This window comes from Dictyobacter vulcani (assembly GCF_008974265.1).
Taxonomy (GTDB): domain Bacteria; phylum Chloroflexota; class Ktedonobacteria; order Ktedonobacterales; family Ktedonobacteraceae; genus Dictyobacter; species Dictyobacter vulcani.
Map to the genome: position 1 here is coordinate 436,447 of NZ_BKZW01000003.1, position 18,097 is coordinate 454,543.

Below are 18,097 nucleotides of genomic sequence, written 5' to 3' on the forward strand. Positions count from 1 at the left end.
CCGGGTAGATATATTTCCAATGTCGAAAGGGATGTAGCTACAGCATATCCCTTTCGGCCGCATCAGGCTTAAGATTATGAGGAAGGCATACTCGCTTTGCCTCTTCGTGATGAAAGCGTCTGGCGCACTGCCGTGAGGAAGGCCTCAATCTCAAACGGCTTCCCGATTCCCATGACCGCTTTGAGACGGTGTGCTTTCTCTTTGACGTGTGCATCAACTGTCATCAGCATCACCGGAATCGTCATGCCATAGCGTGCCCGTAGTTCTCTGGCCACCGTCTCTCCATCGAGCAGTGGCAAGCCTATATCCAGAACGATCATCGCAGGACGCTGGCGTGCTACCTGTTCCAGTGCCTCTTTTCCATCCAGGGCAGTTTCCACTACAAAGCCCTCTTCTTCCAGCACTACCTGGATAGCCTGGCACAAGTTGTCGTCGTCATCGACGACCAGAATATAGGTATCGATTTGAGGTACCATTTGGGGCTCGATTGCATTTTGTTGTAGCTGCATACGTACACTTTCTTCATCTGTTCTCATCAGCCCTGCTCCTCTAAAAGTAGTGGAAGGAGGATGGTGAACTGGCTCCCCTGGCCCTCCTGGCTTGTTACCATAATCGTTCCCTGATGTTGTTCAATCACCTGAGCGACACTTGCCAATCCAATGCCTGTGCCTTGAATATGGTCCGTAACATTGCTAGCCCGTTGAAAAGGGGTAAAGATATGAGAAAGATCGGCCGCAGGAATCCCGATGCCTTGATCGGCCAGGACGATCCGTGCCCATGTTTGTTCGTCGTGTTGTTCGCGTGTCACCTCAATGCTGATATCTCCACCATCGGGACTATACTTGATGGCATTACCCAATAGATTGGTTACCATGCGGTCCAGCCGTGTGGCATTGCCAGAGATAGGAAGAGACTTGCTATCTATCGTAAGCAGTAGATTATGCCGCCGGGTTGTCGCTTGCTGCTCGGTGACCACTGCCTGAAGCAATGGCACGAGATCAAGGGGCATGAAACCGTCGACTACAGGTTGAGATGCGCGCAGTTGTGAGAGCGCCAGCAGATCATCAATCATGCCTGTCATTTTGGTGAGTGCTCGTTCCATGGCCCCGAGTCGCTCAGTGATCCAATTGCTATTCTCGGATGGCTCCCGCCGCATGCGCCTTTGTACCAGTTGTAGATTGGCTTTGATCGCAGCGAGAGGTGTTTTCAGATCATGCGACACACTCGAAAGAAAGGTATTACGAACCGCGATAGTGACTTCTGCCTCGTTATGTTTTTGTTGCTCTAGCTCTAAGAGGCGCTCGCGTTCACGCTCAATCTCTTTACGCTCATTGATATCATGATAGTAAACCGAGAGACCTTCAGACGAAGGATAGGCGCGGACCTCAAACCAGCAGTTCAAGGGTGCGAAGAACTCCTCAAAACTTACACTCACCTGCTGATTCACTGCCAGATGGTATTGTTCATAAAATAGCGACCCGATGGCCTGAGGAAATTCATCCCAGATACTTTTGCCAAGCAAGTCTGACTGCTGGCGTTGTAAGAGGATCTCCGATTGTGCATTCAGATAGGTAAAATTCCAGTGCAGATCCAGAGCAAAAAATGCATCACCGATACTTTCCAGAATAGTCGTGACGCGTTGTTGCGCGTGCTCGGCTGCCTGGCGGGCTTGCTGTTCCATCTGCAACAGGTGAAGACGCGCCTGTTCTCCCTGGTGGCGATCAATGCCAACAGCAATGCTATTGGCAACGGTGGCCATTGCTTCAAGCGTAGAAGGAGAGAGAGGATGACGGGCAAATAAAGCCATTACACCAATGAGGCGATCTGCAATGAGCAATGGATAGCCAGCAAAGGCGACCATCCCTTCACGGGCTGCCCATTCTTTTTCGTGAATGTGTTCATCTTCCAGGACGTTATTTGTCAAAATAGGTTCTCGTTGTTGGGCAATGCGACCAATCTTAAAGGCGCCCATTGGTATCCTTGCATGCCCTCCATCCAGATGGGTATAAAGGCCAGAGCTGGCCTGGAGTTCCAGTATATCTTGCTCTTCATTCAGGATCCAGATGCGGGCGAAGGCGGCGTCTAGATGCTTAAACAGCGCTTGTGTACAGCCATTGAGCATAGCGTGTAAGGTTGTGCCCTGAGTCAGAGCAGTACTAATTGCCAGACTGAGCCTCCCCAGACGAGCTTGTTCTGCCAGCGCGATCTGAGAACGTTTCCGTTCGGTAATGTCGCGCGAAATCGAGAGCAGATGGCTTAACCGGTCCTGGGCATCCAGAACTGGAGTAACCGTTACCTCCCACCACTTTGGTGTGCCTTTGGCCGTGAGTGCCTCACCCTCAAAGGTGGCGGTTCCTCCGTTGCGTGCCGTGGCAAGTGCGTTGCTGGCGAGCTTGAGGTTTGCGCCGGACCAGAATGAAAGCCAGTCTGCAGAGTAGCAGGTGGAAAAATCATCAATTTCCATCACCTGCTGGCCGCCACGATTCATGTATAGCAAATGCCCATTGAGATCTAAAAGCTTGATACAGTCAGATGACTGTTCAATTATCTGTCGGCGCAGCTCAGGTTGTAATGTTCTTGGTGGAAGAGCCAGGAGCTCTTGCTCATCTGAGATGTGCTGGGCAGAAGCGCTCTTCTCGTATGGAGATAAAGACATTCAGTCTCCTAGGTGTTATGTGTCGGAATGTTGGATCTGAAATAGTTTTGATGAAACCTTTTTTGTATCTCTCACTAAAATAAGAAAAACGCAGCGTTGCCATGGTGGAAAGTGAGGTATGCAAATAAATAATCTTAGTATCAGTGTACCACAAAAAATTACTGTTTGCGTTTATCCCATCCCTGTTGAATAGAAGGGCGAAGATTTACCTCTGGGCTGGATCAATGGGGATGCTCATGGCATTACTGATCATAATCATCAATCTTCGCCAGCGCAAAAAATAAAATCCTCAGTTTTTTCTCACTATGGACGAATGGTGAAAATAACCCTTTTAACCAGAGCCTGAGACAGGTATAATCTTACCAAGAAAAACAACATGGGTTCAATGTAGGAAGATTGGTTATTGCTGCCACAAAAATATTATAGGTGCGATAAAGCCATGTAGTTAGCAAGTGATAAGAGCTGTTTTGTAAGCTGAGGAGCTATTATACGCTATGGTTGTTGTTCGTGAGCATCTGAAAAAAAACCTGCTGATGTATGTGGGAGGAGTAATATATCTCCTCTACCTGCTTTCGGTGGCGTGGACAGGTTGGTTCGATGTTTTTTTTAGCGGTGCAGCCCTGCATGTAGGAGCAAAAGGCATTGATTTTTACCAGTTGCCTGATGGAGCCTGGGCTTTCTGGCATGGCGGAAGTTTGACGGGCCAGCCTTTACCTTCGGGGGACAGTATTTCAGAAGTGTTTCTACTAATGCTAACGTATACCATCCTCTATTTACGTTGACTATCGGTTCTTTTCTATCTTTATTTGATCCAGCTTATGCGCCCTATGTGTGGCTCTGTACAAAAGTTTATTTATCGCTGGCCTTAATTATCTATTTTGTCTGGAGTTTTAGGAGCAATAAATATATTGGTTTTGCTACTTTCATACTATTGGCCAACTTCAGTAGCTATTTAGAATTGGCCGCCTGGCAGTTTCATTCTGTCTTGAATATGTTGTTGCTGCTCTTTTTAATCGCTAGTAGCAAAAAGCATTCAGCGGTCTTGATGGGATTATGGTATGGACTGAGTATGCTCATCAAGCCGATTGGCCTGCTCTTTCTGCCGCTGCTCATTTTCAAGGGACGCTGGAAAGCTGTGGGAATTGGCGTGGGACTATTTGTCCTTGCGACGCTGATTTTTCTCTATCAGGGTATTGGCACATATTATACGAATAATTTACAGACCAACCTTTCTTTATCAGGAACGCTGGGGCCTAATCAAATCATTACGCTCTCTGCCTGGTTGCACTATAATACCCACTGGCCAGATTTTGTCTATCAGGCGATCCAGTATTTTGCACTGCTGTGTATTGTTGGGTGGGGATTATTAAGCAAGGTGAGTATACCTAAAGCTGCCTTTCTGATGGTAGCTTACTATTTGTGTTTTTATGAACAGGTCTTTGAATATCAATGGAGCACCCTGGCCTATGTCCTGGCCATCTGTGTCCTTATCTGTCCCGAGTTCCAGACGAAGCGTTCGCTGTTCTGTATTCTGTTGACCTGCTTGCCGAGCTGCTTTCTCCTGCTTAACCTCTTACATATTGATGTCACGAACATGGGAGATCTAGGGATGATTCCGGGGCGACGGCGTGGGATTGGATGGTCATCAGCAAAGTGGTGCCACTTTTCCTCTTAGTCGCCAGCGTCTTGATGGTTGATATCAAGTTAATTCCTGGTCAATTGAAGGTTTTATGGCAAGCTGTGAGCAGAGTGAATGAGCGAGCTGGTGTTTTTCCTGAGAAAGTGCCACCTGCAGTGTTCCATCCTCAGCTACCTATAAGCGAGCAGACTGAGGATGGAAGCTAGCAGCCTAAGAAAATGTGGCTTTAGACGCTGGTGTTGGCAGGACTGAGCGAGCTCTCGACCTCATCTCTATCGAGCTGCGCGTCTTTACTGGCATATTCTTTGAGGGCCAGGGCGGCAAAGAATGAGATAACGGCCATAATAATAATGTAGATTGCCAGCGGCACATAGGAGTGATAGTTGGCAATTAAGAGGGTTGCGATGATCGGTGCGGGACCACCCGCGGTCAGTGAGGCTAACTGATAGCCCAGCGAGGCACCACTATAACGCAGTTTGGCGCCAAAGTGCTCGGAGATAAACGCAGCCTGTGGACCATACACCGCGGCATGGCAGATTCCGATCGCAAAGGCCATCGCAAAGACCACGGCGACAGGATTTTTCGTTTGCAGCAGTAAAAAGAACGGAAAAGCAAACAGTGCCATCAAGACTGTTCCTACCATGAACCAGCGTTTACGCCCGATGATATCAGAGGCATAACTGGCTGTGGGCATAAAGATGAAAGAGACTACTGCGGCAACAATGATGCCGGTATAGAGAAGATTAAGCGGAATCCCTAACGTGGTCACCCCATAGCCAAGCACAAAGGTCGTGAACAGATAGAATGGAGCCTGCTCCCCGGAGCGCAGCAGAGCTGTCAGGATAATTTCTTTCCAGTGATATTTGAAGGCCTCGCTGAGAGGCGCTTTGGAGAGGCGATTCTCCTCTTTGAGTCTGGTAAACGCAGGCGTATCCAGGATGCGGATGCGGATAATGAGTCCTATCACGATCAAGACGGCACTAAAGAAGAACGGAATACGCCAGCCGATACTGGTAAAATCTGCGCCAGAGTAGATTGAGCGAATGACAATGACCACGATAGCGGCCAGCGCCAATCCAAGAGGAACCCCTGTCTGCGGCCAGCTGGTCCAGAAGCCACGGCGGCGATTATCACCATATTCCAGTGATAAGAGCACCGAGCCACCCCATTCACCGCCGACACCAGCACCCTGTAAAAAGCGTAAGATTGTGATCAGCAGAGGGGCCATAAAACCAATCTGACCATAGGTGGGGACCAGGCCCATCACGCAGGTTGAGATACCCATCAAAAGTAAGGTTGTCACCAGCACCGATTTACGCCCCACGCGATCTCCGAACCAGCCAAAAAATGCTCCACCAATCGGTCGAGCGATAAAACCAATATAATAGGTGGTAAAAGATGCCAGGATGCCTGTGACTGGATCAAGCAAGGGGAAGAAGAGTTTGTTGAAAATAGTAGCTGAGAAAAAACCATACAGGAAGAAATCATACCATTCGATCGCAGTACCTATCGTACTGGCACTCAAGATTGGAAGCATTTTGCGGACTGTGACGCCCTCTGACGATACATTTGCCGCCATTGAGACCTCCTGTTACTACCCATACAAATGATGGATAATTGATGTAACACACTACAGCATTGTTTTATCTATCAAAGCCAGCATTGGCATTGATGTCAGCATCGTGTTCAGGTCTGGTAGCTAGCGAAAGGTGGGTGTATTTGTATCATTTAATGATACAGTTATAGAAAGAAGCTTTTCTTACATCACTTATTGTATCTATAAATATATCAACCCTTTTATTATACTGAGTAGTATAGATAGCGTCAAGTCGCTTGCCTGGCAGGACAGGGCCTTTTCTCGCCACATCAAAAGTTGGTGTTAGTTGCGATATACATATATGCTATGATAGAGAGGCAGTTCATGAAGAGGGATTGAAAGTATGGAATCGATCGTTGAAGCCGTATTTTATCATGCGCAACAGCAGCCGGAGCGTCCAGCGCTTTTTTTTGAGCAGCAGATAATCAGTTATGGACAACTGGCAACAGACATTACGAGTTTTGCGCATGCCTTGAAGTCCACGGGCATACAAGCCGGGGATCGTGTCGCCTTATTTTTACCGAATTCGCCGGCCTTTATTATTGCTTATTTAGGGACACAACTGGCCGGGGGCATTGTCGTGCTGGTGAATAATCAGTATCGCAAAGTGGAGCTCAGCCATATTCTCAATGATGCTGGTGTACGCCTGTGCATTACCAGTGTAGCCGGCGCTGAAGAAATACAGGTACTTACCGTCCCAACTTTGAAGACGCTTGTGCTGGTCGATGTCAGCGAGTCAGCAGTATCAACTACTGTATTTGAGCAGATTGCCTTTGAGGATTTCATCAAGCAAGGCGCTCAACCAATTGCTGCACAACAGCTGGATATACCTTTCCAGACAATGCCTCAGGCTACCGATCCAGCGGTGATAGGCTATACATCGGGCACCACCGGACGCTCAAAGGGAGCGTTACTGCTGCACCGAAATCTGCTGGCCAATAGTATCGCGGTAACCACTGCCTGGCACTGGCAGCAGCAGGATCGACTCTTGTTGACGTTACCCCTTTTTCATACCCATGGCCTGATGGTCGGTGTCCATGGGACGCTGCTGATGGGCGCCAGCTTGATCTTAAAGCAAAAATTTGAAGCCGCTGATGTTTTCTCCACCCTGCAAAGCAATGCTACCATCACGCTCTTTTTCGGTGTACCAACCATGTACTCGCGCTTACTGGCCGAAGCCGAGCGCCAGCGTGTCGCCATACGGCCCCTTCGGTTGTACGTTTCTGGCTCAGCCCCTTTGAGTCCACAACTATTTAAGGACTTTGAGCGTGTGTCTGGCCAGAGAATTCTGGAACGTTATGGTATGACCGAGACGATCATGAATCTGACCAATCCTTACGATGGAGAACGTCGTCCGGGCACCGTTGGTGGTCCGTTTCCAGGTCAGGAGGCGCGTATCGTCGCTGTGCAGTCCCGCCAGCTATTGCCACCAGACGAGATCGGTGAAATAGAGGTGCGCGGCCCCCATGTCTTTCAGGGTTACTGGCAGAGGCCAGAGGCCACAGCAGAAGTACTGGCGGCCGATGGCTGGTTTAGCACAGGAGACCTGGGTTCCTGTAGTCATGATGGCTACTACACCATTACCGGTCGTGCTCGTGAATTGATTATCAGTGGTGGTTATAATATTTATCCACGCGAAATCGAAGACGTACTCGAAAGCCATCCGGATATCGAGGAAGTAGCAGTGATTGGGATGCCAGATCCAGATATGGGTGAGCAGGTGGTGGCTATTATTGTTCCTGTGGCGGGCCGGGTGCCTGATCATGCCTCGTTGATCGCTTTTTGCCGTGAGCAACTGGCCAGCTATAAAAAGCCACGCAAAATCATCGAGGTGGATTCCCTACCACGTAATGCATTGGGGAAGGTGCAGAAACATATCCTGTCTGCACGATTTTATTAGGTGAGTAAAATGAAGGCATATGGCTGCCACTAAAAAGGCAGCCATATGCGTAGTCAGGGAGACTTGTAAATCAGGAACGCTGTAACCTCAGCGCGGACGCGATATCGCCCAGGAACGCTTGTTCAACTGGCGAGACTTGTTCTCCTCCGAAAAGCCCCAGGAACCCTCCTTCACGTGCCGCCGCCGCAACATTATAAGCCATGCTATACACAAACTGCTTATAGACACTGGCATCTTGAGGAGAGACTTTATCAAGTATACCGGCCGCTTGCTGACAGTAAGCCAGAGCAGAATTGCGTGCCATATCTGTGTGTTTGGCCATTTGCTGGATATCACCAATCGGCGTCTGACGACCAGCTCGCAGGTCCTCAATACCTTTTGTCAGTTGCTGACCCAATTGCCCAAGCATTCGGCTTGTGGTGCCTTGACTTTGCAAGGTCTGGACGCTTTTTCCGATTGCCATGGCTTCCTGAACTATACCGATGATCCCCGATGGTGATGCGGACATCATGGCAACGCTCACCTGCATTGGAGCCGCCAGTAATGTTTGCCATTCTTGTTGCGAGAATGGATAACCACTTGGGACTGTATAGCCTGTAATAGGAGCTTCAGGCATGACGTTTCCCGTGGACGCAGAACGCTGATCTGGTCGGTTTGGTATGGTCCCCTGGCGATAAGGTTCCTGACCTGGAGGGTTCATCGCGGTTTGTTGATAAGGGACTTGCTCAGGAGCGCCCTCCTGACGATACGGAACCTGACCCGGAGGATTCATTCCCGCCTGGCGATAAGGATCCTGATCTGGTTGGTTCGGATTCCACTGATTCTGGTTAGGATTGTTGTCACGACCTTGATTAGGAGTTTGCATGATTGTATCCCCTGGCCGTTCCCTGGCTGCGATTCGATCCAACTTTATCCATCAACGCTTATCCATTCACCTATGTAGGAGTTGTATAGGCTACAAGATTCTTGCTTAGACCTGGATTCTATTCTATTCTATTTGCTGTATGCAAACTCTTGAATAAAGAGGATGAGTCGAAATTCGCATAAATCTGGCCAGGATCTCTGTATTCATGCTCTGGTGTATGAAACGTCTTTTATTTTGCAGGTGGATTATTTTTACTGCCTGACCAGAGCGTTAAGAGAATCAGTAAAACTTGTATCGGCATGCGGCTATAGTGATAGTAGCGAGCTTTTGAAGGTTTACTATGCTTGAAATATACGTAGGCGTGATAGATATTGGCCGGCACAATCGCCACCAGGAGCGCAGCCAGACCCTGTGAGGCCTGACGTTGAAAACGTGGTAGCAGCATACCATAGCCACCCAGCAGTTCGAGAGCACCAGTAATATAGAGTGCTGCGCGTCGGAATGGCAGGAATGGTGGAATGATTTTTAGTTGCGTTTCTGAAGCCGTAAAATGGAACGTAGAAGCGAGCACAAAAGTTAGTCCTATCACTGTACGTAAAATAGCTTTTATGGCGTATAAAGGTTTATAATAAGAATGCATGCGGTCCTTCTTTATCGATAAGTGATCCAGCGATAACAAAAATATATTTGATCATAACGAATCTATGTTTGCTACGCAAGAGGTAGCTGAATTTATGTTGTTAGCCAGTCAGCTTGAAAAATATATTTAGTATAGAATTTGGAGAGTGCCATGCGCTATTGTCTGCATTGTGGCGCGGCTAATACGGATGAAAGCCACGAGTGTTTTGCCTGCACGTGTTCCCTGACAGGTCCTTTGGAGGCAGACGCTGATGCGGTCCTGCTGCACAATCGCTATCGTTTACTCACGCAGATTGGCAGTGGTGGGTTTGGGGCCGTCTATCGCGCGCTGGATACACAGGAGCATGACTTGCTTGTGGCAGTCAAGCAGATTCATCTGAGCGGATTGAGTCCGCAACAGGTTATTGAAGCGACTGATGGGTTTAATCGTGAACTTCAACTACTCTCAGATTCGCTGCATCCGCATATACCGAAGATCTATGATCATTTTACTGATCCAGAACATTGGTATCTGGTGATGCAGTTTATTGATGGTGAGACGCTGGAAACGTATCTGCACAACAATTGGAGTACGAATGCCAATAGCACTCGCACACTCCCCCTCGATGAGGTCCTGGATCTGGCCGCGCAACTGTGTGATGTATTGCAATATTTGCATGAGCGCCAACCAGCCATTATTTTTCGGGACTTGAAGCCCGCGAATATTATGCGTACCTCTCAGGGCAACCTGTACCTGATTGATTTTGGCATCGCCCGCCGCTACAAGCCCGGCAAGGTCAAAGATACCATCCCGTTTGGCTCTCCTGGTTATGCTGCTCCTGAACAATATGGCAAAGCGCAGACCACACCCCGTGCCGATATCTATAGCCTGGGTGCCCTGCTCCACCAACTGTTGTCTGGCACTGATCCCTCCCTTAATCCTTTCTCATTCGCGCCTTTAAGACTCTATGGTCAGGATGGTCTGACTGAACTTGAAACCTTGATTACGACGATGGTGGCACTGGATGCCAGCAAGCGACCAGCTACCATTGAGCAGATCAATAAGCAGATTCAAAGTATTATTCAGCAACGCCAGCAGGGGGTTACCATTAATGGGCTATCCCAGATTGATAATCCTCAAAGTTCCTTGTCAGGCCCACAGAGCCAGAATTACACTTCTGCATACTATGTGCCTGGCGGACAGATGCAGCAGCAACTGACAGCCCAGCGCAAAAAAAAGATCTCGCGTCGCGTTGTAATGATCGGCGGTGTTACTGCCGCGGCTCTGTTTATGAGCTCTGATCTTGTGAGTCTGGCTTCAAATATATTTAGTCCAATCACAGGACGGCGCGAAGGAATGATACAGGAAGGTCATTCCTCAGGCTTACCTCGTGTTGACACATGGTCCTATGACACAATTTTAACGGCACAACCCCAGCGACTTGTGCGCTATTCTCCCGATGGACAGCGTTTTGTTGCTGTTGATAAGCAAAACACCGTCACCATCTGGGCATCAGGCCAAATAGCTATGTATGAGCAAAGAAGTCAGTTTCATGTCGAGAGCAAAGATCCGATCCATGCTGTGGAATGGTTCAGGGATGGCACAGCACTCTTTGCTGTTACCGAACAGCAAGTTTATTTTCTGGACTTGCAGCAATTAAAAGCTATCCCGCTCAAGCTGGATTTGCATACACCGATTGCTACTCTGGTCTGGCATCCAACTGATGCTAGCTTTCTGGTGAGTGGTCAGGATGGGAGTATCTCTATTTTTACAGCGATTAATCCTGATCAACTGACAGATTGGAAACTACTACAACGCTGTGCGCTAAAAAAACCTCAAGCCCCCATGAGTCGCGGACCACTTGCTAATGCGACCTGGTCGGATCAGGGCGATCAGGTCGCTTCACTGAGTCCGGCGAATGAAATTAACATCTGGATGGCCAAAACTGGTGAGCATGTGTTAAAGATTCCGATGTCATTGGATGGTGGAAAAATTACCTACCTGAGTTGGTACAAAGGTAATAATCAAGTTTTGATAGTTGGAACCTCGGAGGGCGTCCTGCACCTTATCGACTGGTTGCGTCCAGGTGATAGTGAAAGATTGCAGTTGCCTGGCAAAGTTGCTGTGCAGGATGTTGCACAGTTTTTGCCTGGCTCTCAGCTATTCATCGCGACCAGTCATGGCCTCTATGTCTGGTATCCCATGTCTGGTTTGAAAGCATTAGAACAGCTAAAAGTTCCCGCTGTGCCAGATAATCTTTTGTCAATTACTGTGGCTGGAAATTCCCAGCCAATCGTGCTGGGGACAACCGGTACAAATGAAATTTGTACCTGGCAATAACTTAGCCTGTATGCCATACGTATACTCTATAGGCCTATCTGACTTTACAATGCCTGCTTTGAAGCCAAAAAGAGCCTTCATGACATGCTATTTTCATAGCATGTTAGCAATAAGGAGAGTCTATAATGGAAAAGAAACCACCGGTTGGGAAAACATTGGCCTGGGTCTATGGAGGAGTCATTTCTTTTGTGACTGTGTATATTGTTGGTGGAATTATTCTAGACAAAATCTGGCCTAAAAATTAACAGCCAGCCACGCGTATAACTCTTTTAGAAAGCCAGATCAAACCAAAAAAATGATCTGGCTTTTTTTGCTCCCATTTCCCCTTGCAATTCTCGCAAAATAGTTATAGAATTCTAGTATCGACGGCGGGATGGACGAAGTAGAATTCTATCTCCTATCAGGAAAAGAAGTACTAGAAATTAGACACAGTTTAGATAAAGTATTGACACTGTGTTATAATGCATTTGGTGGTAAAAATACCGATGTCGGACTAAAAGATAGTTGACATCTTCACCTCACAGTAAAACCTATCTGAAAGCATCTATACAATAACAAGTGTATGTCCGCGTGCGATATACACGCTCTCATTGGTTCCAGAGTAGATAGCGTGATCAGTTTCCCCAGATAGAAAAAGGACAATTTGATGTCCTTATTTGTGTCGCAGAAATATATAAATAATATACCACTATAAGTAGACACCGGAAGTCTACTACAACCTAAACCCATTTTTTTGACGTCCCATTTGCAACTCCATTTAAGGTTGTAGTTTATCATGTCTAACGGAACCATTCGTAATAGCCAGACCTTTCTTTTTATTGCTTGCTGTTTTACATTTATAGCCAATGGACTCCTGGGAGTACTACCGGGAGCAAGTTTAGTTATTCTGTCACAACATACGCACACGGCACCGAGTACGGCAGGACTCATTTTTACGGTGAGTGCATTCGGAACTATCGTTGCAGTTCTCTTGAGTAATACGCTGGTCAAGAAGATCGGCTCTAAAGTAGTGGTGATGGTCGGCCTGCTGGGCCTGATCATTTCAAGTGTCATCATTCCATTGGCCCAACAATTTTCTGTCTGGCTGGGTGCTGAAATGTTGCAGGGTATCAGCGCCGGATTGATCAATATTGGAATTACGATCACACTGACCCTCAATTTTGGCAATAAACTGGGTGAAAAATTGAATATGCTGCATGCCTCCGTGGGCATGGGCTCGTTGCTGGCACCGATTTTGCTCTCTTACTCATTAACACTGAGTGGGAGTCCATTGCTGGCTTTTCTCTGTACCGCCTTGCCAGGTGTCTTTTGTCTGCTGGCCTTTTATGTCCTGCGCTTTGAAACCAGGCCTGGACTTCTGGGAAGCGCTAACGCAAACGCCCTCCCACTACAAGATTCGATTATGCCAGGTGAGCCGAAAAAGGCCTTGAAGCAGACGCTGCTCTGGTTTGTGGCTTTACAGGTTTGTTTGTATGTGGGAGCTGAAGCCGGCTTCAGTAGCTGGGTTGTGACTTCGATCAGTCAGCAGGCTGCTGTCAGTATTCAGATGGCGACACCGGCGGCCACACTCTTCTGGGTGGGGATGACTTTTGGACGTATGCTGGTTGCACGTTTGATGAAGCGTGGCTACCTGACCAATGCCCAACTGCTCTACATCAGTATGTTTGGTGGTGGTGCAAGCGCGATCCTGCTGACCGCTTGTATGCAAATGCCGGTCATCTGCTTTATCGCCAGCCTGGGCACAGGCATCTTCCTGGGACCAATCTTCCCAACGTTGATGGCCATTGCCACGCGACGCTTCGCGCAATTGCCAGGCATGATCTCAAGCGTCGTCCTGATCAGTTCTGGCTTTGCTGGTATGACCATTCCAGTTTCAATTGGTATGCTGCTCCCATTACTGGGAGCGCGACAGGTTATGTTGATACCAGCGCTCATGTGTCCCTTGATCGCGGTGCCATACTACCTGGCAAACCGCAAAGAGCGGAAAATTGTCGATTATCGACAGCGTGTACAGGCCGCTGAGATACCCATCTACGACCTGCAAACCGTCAAAATGCCTCTGGTAGAACAGGTAGCATAATAACTATCCATTGTGATGCTCCAAAACAAAAAAATGTTTTGGAGCATTTTTCTCTCTATAAAACCCTTGTTTATTTTTCTTCTAACCCATAAAATCCAGTTAATGTTAACATTCAGGGCACCACTAGCGATAAAGAAGTAGAAATAAAGCACGAGGAAAAAGATGAACCAGATACAGCCTAAATCATCCTTTGACTCCTCGCCAGTTGCACTTCTTTATGATCGCTATGCGCCCATTATCCTCCATGCCGTAGGCCATCACGGTCACTGGTAAAGTACTCTGGCATGTCACCTTAAAAGATGCGTAACGCTATAGGTTATAGATGAGTAAAAGCGGTTGACGATCTGGAGTTGATGGATTTTTGCTGGTAAAGATTTAGCCATATCTTCAATCGCTATAATAGGAAAGTACCAGTTTTTCCAGTATATTGGACACAGGGTACTCCAAGTACTGTATTCTTACAATACTGTATAGAGAAATTACGCTTTTTCTATGAGCAGTGATGATGCATTCTTTTGAGGCAGAGTATTTTAAGAAGGAACGTTTTTTTGTGATGAAGAGACTACAAAGTTCGCAATGGTTACTGAGTGCTATATTTTGTATGCTACTGCTGGCAGCATGTGGTGGACAAAGCGCACCTACTGGTGCCACAGGAAATGGAGATACATCAAATGTGGTCCCTTCTCCCACCCCTCACACGACCAGTAAGACACCAACGGCTAAGAAACCAACCGCGACGCCAGTCAATATTGCGATGAAGCCAAAACCGACGACCGCTCCGATTGTAGTGCCGACCGTGGCACCGACAACTGCCCCGGGAGTTGTGCCAACTCCCGTTCCACCTACCGCGGCACCTATCGTACCAGCGCAACCACCAGTTTCAGGTGGCAATAGCGTGCAGTCAGCAGCTCAAGCTGTATTTGCCTTGATCAATCAGGAGCGCGCGAGCAAGGGACTGGCACCATATATCTGGAGCGCACAGCTGGTCCAGAGTGCTCATAAGCATAATCTTACAATGGCCGCCGCCAATCAACTTTCCCACCAGCTTCCCGGAGAAGCTTATTTTGGTGATCGTGAGCGTCAGGCCGGAGTCAACTGGGTTGCAGCCGCAGAAAATATTGGTGTTGGCTATGGCGATCCTACCAACGCCTCGGTTGGATTAAACCAGGCCATGTTTGGCGAACAGCCTCCCGATGATGGCCATCGCCGCAATATTCTCTCAACCGGCTGTACCATGGTAGGTGTTGACGTCCTGGTTGATACTGCCCATAGTCGCATCTGGCTGACCGAAGATTTCGCCGGTATCTAGTAGCGGTAGTGCTTGCCGCTGCAACCTCTTCACGTATGAGAGACCACCAACCGTAGTTGTCACCAGTTTCACGTTTGCGCGAGGTCGCGCAGACGTGAAACTGGTCGCCTGCGTCTATTTCACCGATGGCTACGGTGCGTTTCCTGATGAACCCCCTTCCCTACCTGTCTTGTGGATCCTCTCAGTTGGAGGACTGGATACCAAAAGCATTCCCTTTGGTGAAGCTGTACGGTTGATCCCTGATGTAAAATAGCAATACTTATCCTGTTCTGGTTTTTATTGATGAGAAAGAAACATTATGGACATACATGCCTATCCCAAAGTGGAACTGCACCTGCACCTGGATTGTTCACTGAGCTATGAGGTGGTACATACTATTGATCCGACGGTGACGGAAGAGATCTATCATCGTGAATTTGTGGCTCCCGCTAAATGTATCAATCTAGTGGATTTTTTAAAACGTGCCCCGATGGGTATTGCTTTGATGCAGACCCCGCAACATTTGCGCCTGGTGGTCAAGGATCTATTTGCTCAGTTGCAGCGCGATAATGTCATCTATGCTGAGATTCGTTTTGCACCCTTGTTGCATACCGAGCAAGGTTTAACTCCAGCAGAGGTGGTGAGGATTGTTGAGGCTGCAACCAGTGAAGCTAGCGCCGAGACCGGGATTGAAGCGCGGCTCCTGCTCTGCGCCTTGCGTCATTTTACCGCCGAAGAGAGCCTGCAAACGGTCCGTCTGGTCGAGCAATTTCAGGGAACGACCGTCGCTGGACTTGATCTGGCAGGTGATGAAGCGGGCTATCCACTTGACGCGCATATTCCAGCATTTCAATATGCGATTGAGCATGGATTGGCACGGACCGCGCATGCAGGCGAGGCCAGAGGAGCCGCCAGCGTCTGGGAGACCCTGGAGCATCTGCAGCCTACCCGCATCGGTCATGGCGTACGCAGCAGTGAGGATCCTAATCTGCTCGACAAACTGCGGGCCGAAGGCATCCATCTTGAGCTCTGCCCAATGTCCAATCTACAGACCAATATCTATGATATCTATGCCGATCATCCCATCGACTATTTGTATCGCCAGGGTGTTGCACTGAATGTTAATACAGACTGCCGCATGATTACACCAGTGACGCTGAAGCGCGAGTATGAACAGTTGCATGCCAATTTTCAATGGAACAAACAAGACTTTCTCACGTGTAATCTGTATGCAGTAGAAGCCGCATTCATTCCGGCAGAACTGAAGCACAGGCTTAAAGAGCGCTTGCAGGAAGCCTACGCTGCTTGTGATTAAGTTAGAGATCCTCTACCATTGTTGCTGTATGTAGTTCTGTCAATCAGGTTTATTCTTTCACATCTACATGTGAGAAAAGAGGAAATATGCAGACAGAAATGCAGACAAAAGGCTTCAACAGGCCGGATGAGGTCAGGTCATTACCCAAAACAAAGATCGAGGTAATTGATTTTGGGGAACTCTCATTGATGAAACTGACCTTTGAGCCTGGCTGGAAATGGTCTGAGCATGTGATGCCCGTGGCAGGAACTACAAGTTGTCTGGTACCACATTTCAATTATTGTCTCTCGGGCCGCCTGCATGTGCGTATGAATGACGGAAGCGAGAGCGAACTGGGACCCGGCGATGCGCAATTGCTGGCTCCAGGCCATGATGCCTGGGTCGTTGGAGATGAACCGTATGTGGGCCTGGATTTCCAGGGTGGTCATCTCTATGGGAAATCCTTCCACTAATCTAAAAAACCGCATAGAGAGTACGGGAATCCCTCTATGCGGTTTCATGTGCTCTGTAGCACTTATTGATCTTCTTTAGCGACCAATGGTTGATAATCTGGATGGTGTTCAATGTATTGCGCGACAAATGGACAGCTTGGGATGACTGTAAGATGTGCGGCACGAGCATCTTCAAGGGCGGTGTGGGCCAGCGCGGCTGCCAGGCCATGGCCCTCAAAGGCCGGTGGCACACCAGTATGTAAATAGGTAATGCGATCCCCTGTTTGTTGATACGTCAGGACTGCCAACTGACCATTGTCCAGTTGTATTTCGTATTGTTGCTTCTCTTTATTGTTCTCTATCCTGGTTGTGTTATGGCTCATGAAACTCCTCTCCTCTATAAAAGCTTCCCGTTCTGATGTTTGTGATAGCGAGACTAATGAAGATACAAACAATGTGTCCGCGTAGATTCATTCCGTCTATTAGTCCTGTATCTTCATTTTGAGACGCTAGCCCAAAGCGACTTGAGTATTTGTACACCGCCCGATCACCGTTTCATGGATCTCATCAGTGGTATGCCAGAGTGTCAGAATTTCACATAATAAAAGCAGCATGGGCGCTTTAGCGCCCGAGTGCTGCTGGCCGCACGCTTGCCATGGGGTGTGGGCATCAAACACTATCGTTTGTTTCTTCTTCGCGATGAACCTGGAAGATCTGACGGCCGGGAAGCTGGATGGCGCTAAGGTTGCCGGTGCGCCAGGCTCCGGTATCGAGGCCGATCTTATGGTGTTTGATCATGGGAGCTGGATGTTCCCAATGGCCGAAGACCACGGTTTTACCCCAATCATAGTCACGATCCGCAAAACCTCTGGCCCCCCACATTTTGGAGAAGGGAGGTGTTGACGAGAAAGGCTTCCCTGGCAGAACGCCTGCATGCACGTAATAGGCGTGAGCATCCTCATAATCAATCCGTGTTTTACTCAGCCACTCACCAACATCAGCTGGTATCTGGCCATCGCAGCTTTCCCATACTTTGCGCGCACCAGGCATCATTGGTATCTCTCTGAAGGCCGTACCATCCCATTGTTCCAGCCAGGCATCCTCATGATTGCCGCGTAGAAAAAAGCAATGTGGATGTGCCTGCTGGATCTCCTGCAACGTGCGGATCACCGCAATGGAGTCCTCGCCCCGATCTACATAATCCCCTAAAAAGATCAAATGATCCTCGGGCCGAAAAGGTAGTAGGTCGAGCAAGCGTTTTAGCAAGGTTACTTCGCCATGGATATCACCGATTGCATAGCTGTTATAGCTCACTGGCTCATCGAGCAGTTCATCATCCTGCATAAATAGTGCTCCCTTATCTCTAT

The 18,097-nt window shown here is 48.3% G+C and carries 15 protein-coding genes; 8 read left to right on the forward strand and 7 right to left on the reverse strand.

Annotation, left to right across the window (positions count from 1 at the left end; all coding sequences use genetic code 11):
* Positions 1–74: 74 nt before the first annotated feature.
* A complete protein-coding gene (locus KDW_RS26060; protein ID WP_151758847.1) occupies positions 75–536 on the reverse strand; it encodes a response regulator transcription factor in 462 nt (153 codons plus the stop codon).
* Positions 536–2,656, reverse strand: a complete 2,121-nt coding sequence (locus KDW_RS26065) for a PAS domain-containing sensor histidine kinase (RefSeq protein WP_151758848.1) — start codon at positions 2,654–2,656, stop codon at positions 536–538. Before KDW_RS26065 ends, KDW_RS26060 begins: the two co-directional genes overlap by 1 nt.
* Before the next feature lie 494 nt (positions 2,657–3,150).
* Between KDW_RS26065 and KDW_RS26070 the strand changes: the two genes are divergently transcribed.
* Positions 3,151–3,438, forward strand: a complete 288-nt coding sequence (locus tag KDW_RS26070; RefSeq protein ID WP_151758849.1) for a hypothetical protein — start codon at positions 3,151–3,153, stop codon at positions 3,436–3,438.
* Positions 3,435–4,331, forward strand: a complete 897-nt coding sequence (locus tag KDW_RS26075) for a glycosyltransferase 87 family protein (protein WP_162005619.1) — start codon at positions 3,435–3,437, stop codon at positions 4,329–4,331. Before KDW_RS26070 ends, KDW_RS26075 begins: the two co-directional genes overlap by 4 nt.
* Positions 4,332–4,521: 190 nt before the next feature.
* On the opposite strand, the gene KDW_RS26080 is transcribed toward KDW_RS26075, so the two are convergent.
* Entirely contained in the window at positions 4,522–5,874 is a 1,353-nt protein-coding gene (locus tag KDW_RS26080) for an MFS transporter (RefSeq protein WP_198925557.1), read from the reverse strand.
* Positions 5,875–6,235: 361 nt separating this feature from the next.
* On the opposite strand from KDW_RS26080, the gene KDW_RS26085 reads away from it, so the two are divergent.
* Entirely contained in the window at positions 6,236–7,792 is a 1,557-nt protein-coding gene (locus KDW_RS26085; protein ID WP_151758851.1) for an AMP-binding protein, read from the forward strand.
* Positions 7,793–7,862: 70 nt separating this feature from the next.
* On the opposite strand, the gene KDW_RS26090 is transcribed toward KDW_RS26085, so the two are convergent.
* Both KDW_RS26090 and KDW_RS26095 read right to left on the reverse strand, forming a co-directional pair.
* Positions 7,863–8,657, reverse strand: a complete 795-nt coding sequence (locus KDW_RS26090) for a hypothetical protein (RefSeq protein ID WP_151758852.1) — start codon at positions 8,655–8,657, stop codon at positions 7,863–7,865.
* A 229-nt stretch (positions 8,658–8,886) separates the two neighbouring features.
* Entirely contained in the window at positions 8,887–9,228 is a 342-nt protein-coding gene (locus KDW_RS26095; protein ID WP_162005620.1) for a DoxX family protein, read from the reverse strand.
* A 219-nt stretch (positions 9,229–9,447) separates the two neighbouring features.
* Between KDW_RS26095 and KDW_RS26100 the strand changes: the two genes are divergently transcribed.
* The 5 genes from KDW_RS26100 to KDW_RS26120 all read left to right on the forward strand — a co-directional run bounded on the left by KDW_RS26100 (position 9,448) and on the right by KDW_RS26120 (position 16,751).
* Positions 9,448–11,616, forward strand: coding sequence for a WD40 repeat domain-containing serine/threonine protein kinase (locus KDW_RS26100; RefSeq protein ID WP_151758854.1), 2,169 nt, complete (start codon positions 9,448–9,450; stop codon positions 11,614–11,616).
* A 775-nt stretch (positions 11,617–12,391) separates the two neighbouring features.
* On the forward strand, positions 12,392–13,696 hold the full coding sequence (locus KDW_RS26105) for an MFS transporter (protein ID WP_151758855.1): 1,305 nt from the start codon (positions 12,392–12,394) through the stop codon (positions 13,694–13,696).
* Between the two features lie 553 nt (positions 13,697–14,249).
* The gene (locus tag KDW_RS26110; RefSeq protein ID WP_162005621.1) at positions 14,250–15,005 is read left to right on the forward strand and encodes a CAP domain-containing protein; all 756 of its coding nucleotides are present in this window, start codon (positions 14,250–14,252) and stop codon (positions 15,003–15,005) included.
* 298 nt (positions 15,006–15,303) lie between these two features.
* Complete coding sequence (gene add / locus KDW_RS26115) at positions 15,304–16,299, forward strand: adenosine deaminase (RefSeq protein WP_151758857.1); 996 nt, start codon at positions 15,304–15,306, stop codon at positions 16,297–16,299.
* An 86-nt stretch (positions 16,300–16,385) separates the two neighbouring features.
* Positions 16,386–16,751 (forward strand): cupin domain-containing protein, encoded by a 366-nt coding sequence (locus KDW_RS26120; RefSeq protein ID WP_198925559.1) that lies wholly within the window; start codon positions 16,386–16,388, stop codon positions 16,749–16,751.
* 62 nt (positions 16,752–16,813) lie between these two features.
* Here the strand turns inward: KDW_RS26120 and KDW_RS26125 are convergent, their stop codons facing one another.
* Together KDW_RS26125 and KDW_RS26130 are read right to left on the reverse strand one after the other, a co-directional pair.
* Entirely contained in the window at positions 16,814–17,113 is a 300-nt protein-coding gene (locus KDW_RS26125; RefSeq protein WP_151758858.1) for a GNAT family N-acetyltransferase, read from the reverse strand.
* A 286-nt stretch (positions 17,114–17,399) separates the two neighbouring features.
* The gene (locus KDW_RS26130) at positions 17,400–18,074 is read right to left on the reverse strand and encodes a metallophosphoesterase (RefSeq protein WP_151758859.1); all 675 of its coding nucleotides are present in this window, start codon (positions 18,072–18,074) and stop codon (positions 17,400–17,402) included.
* Positions 18,075–18,097: the final 23 nt, after the last annotated feature.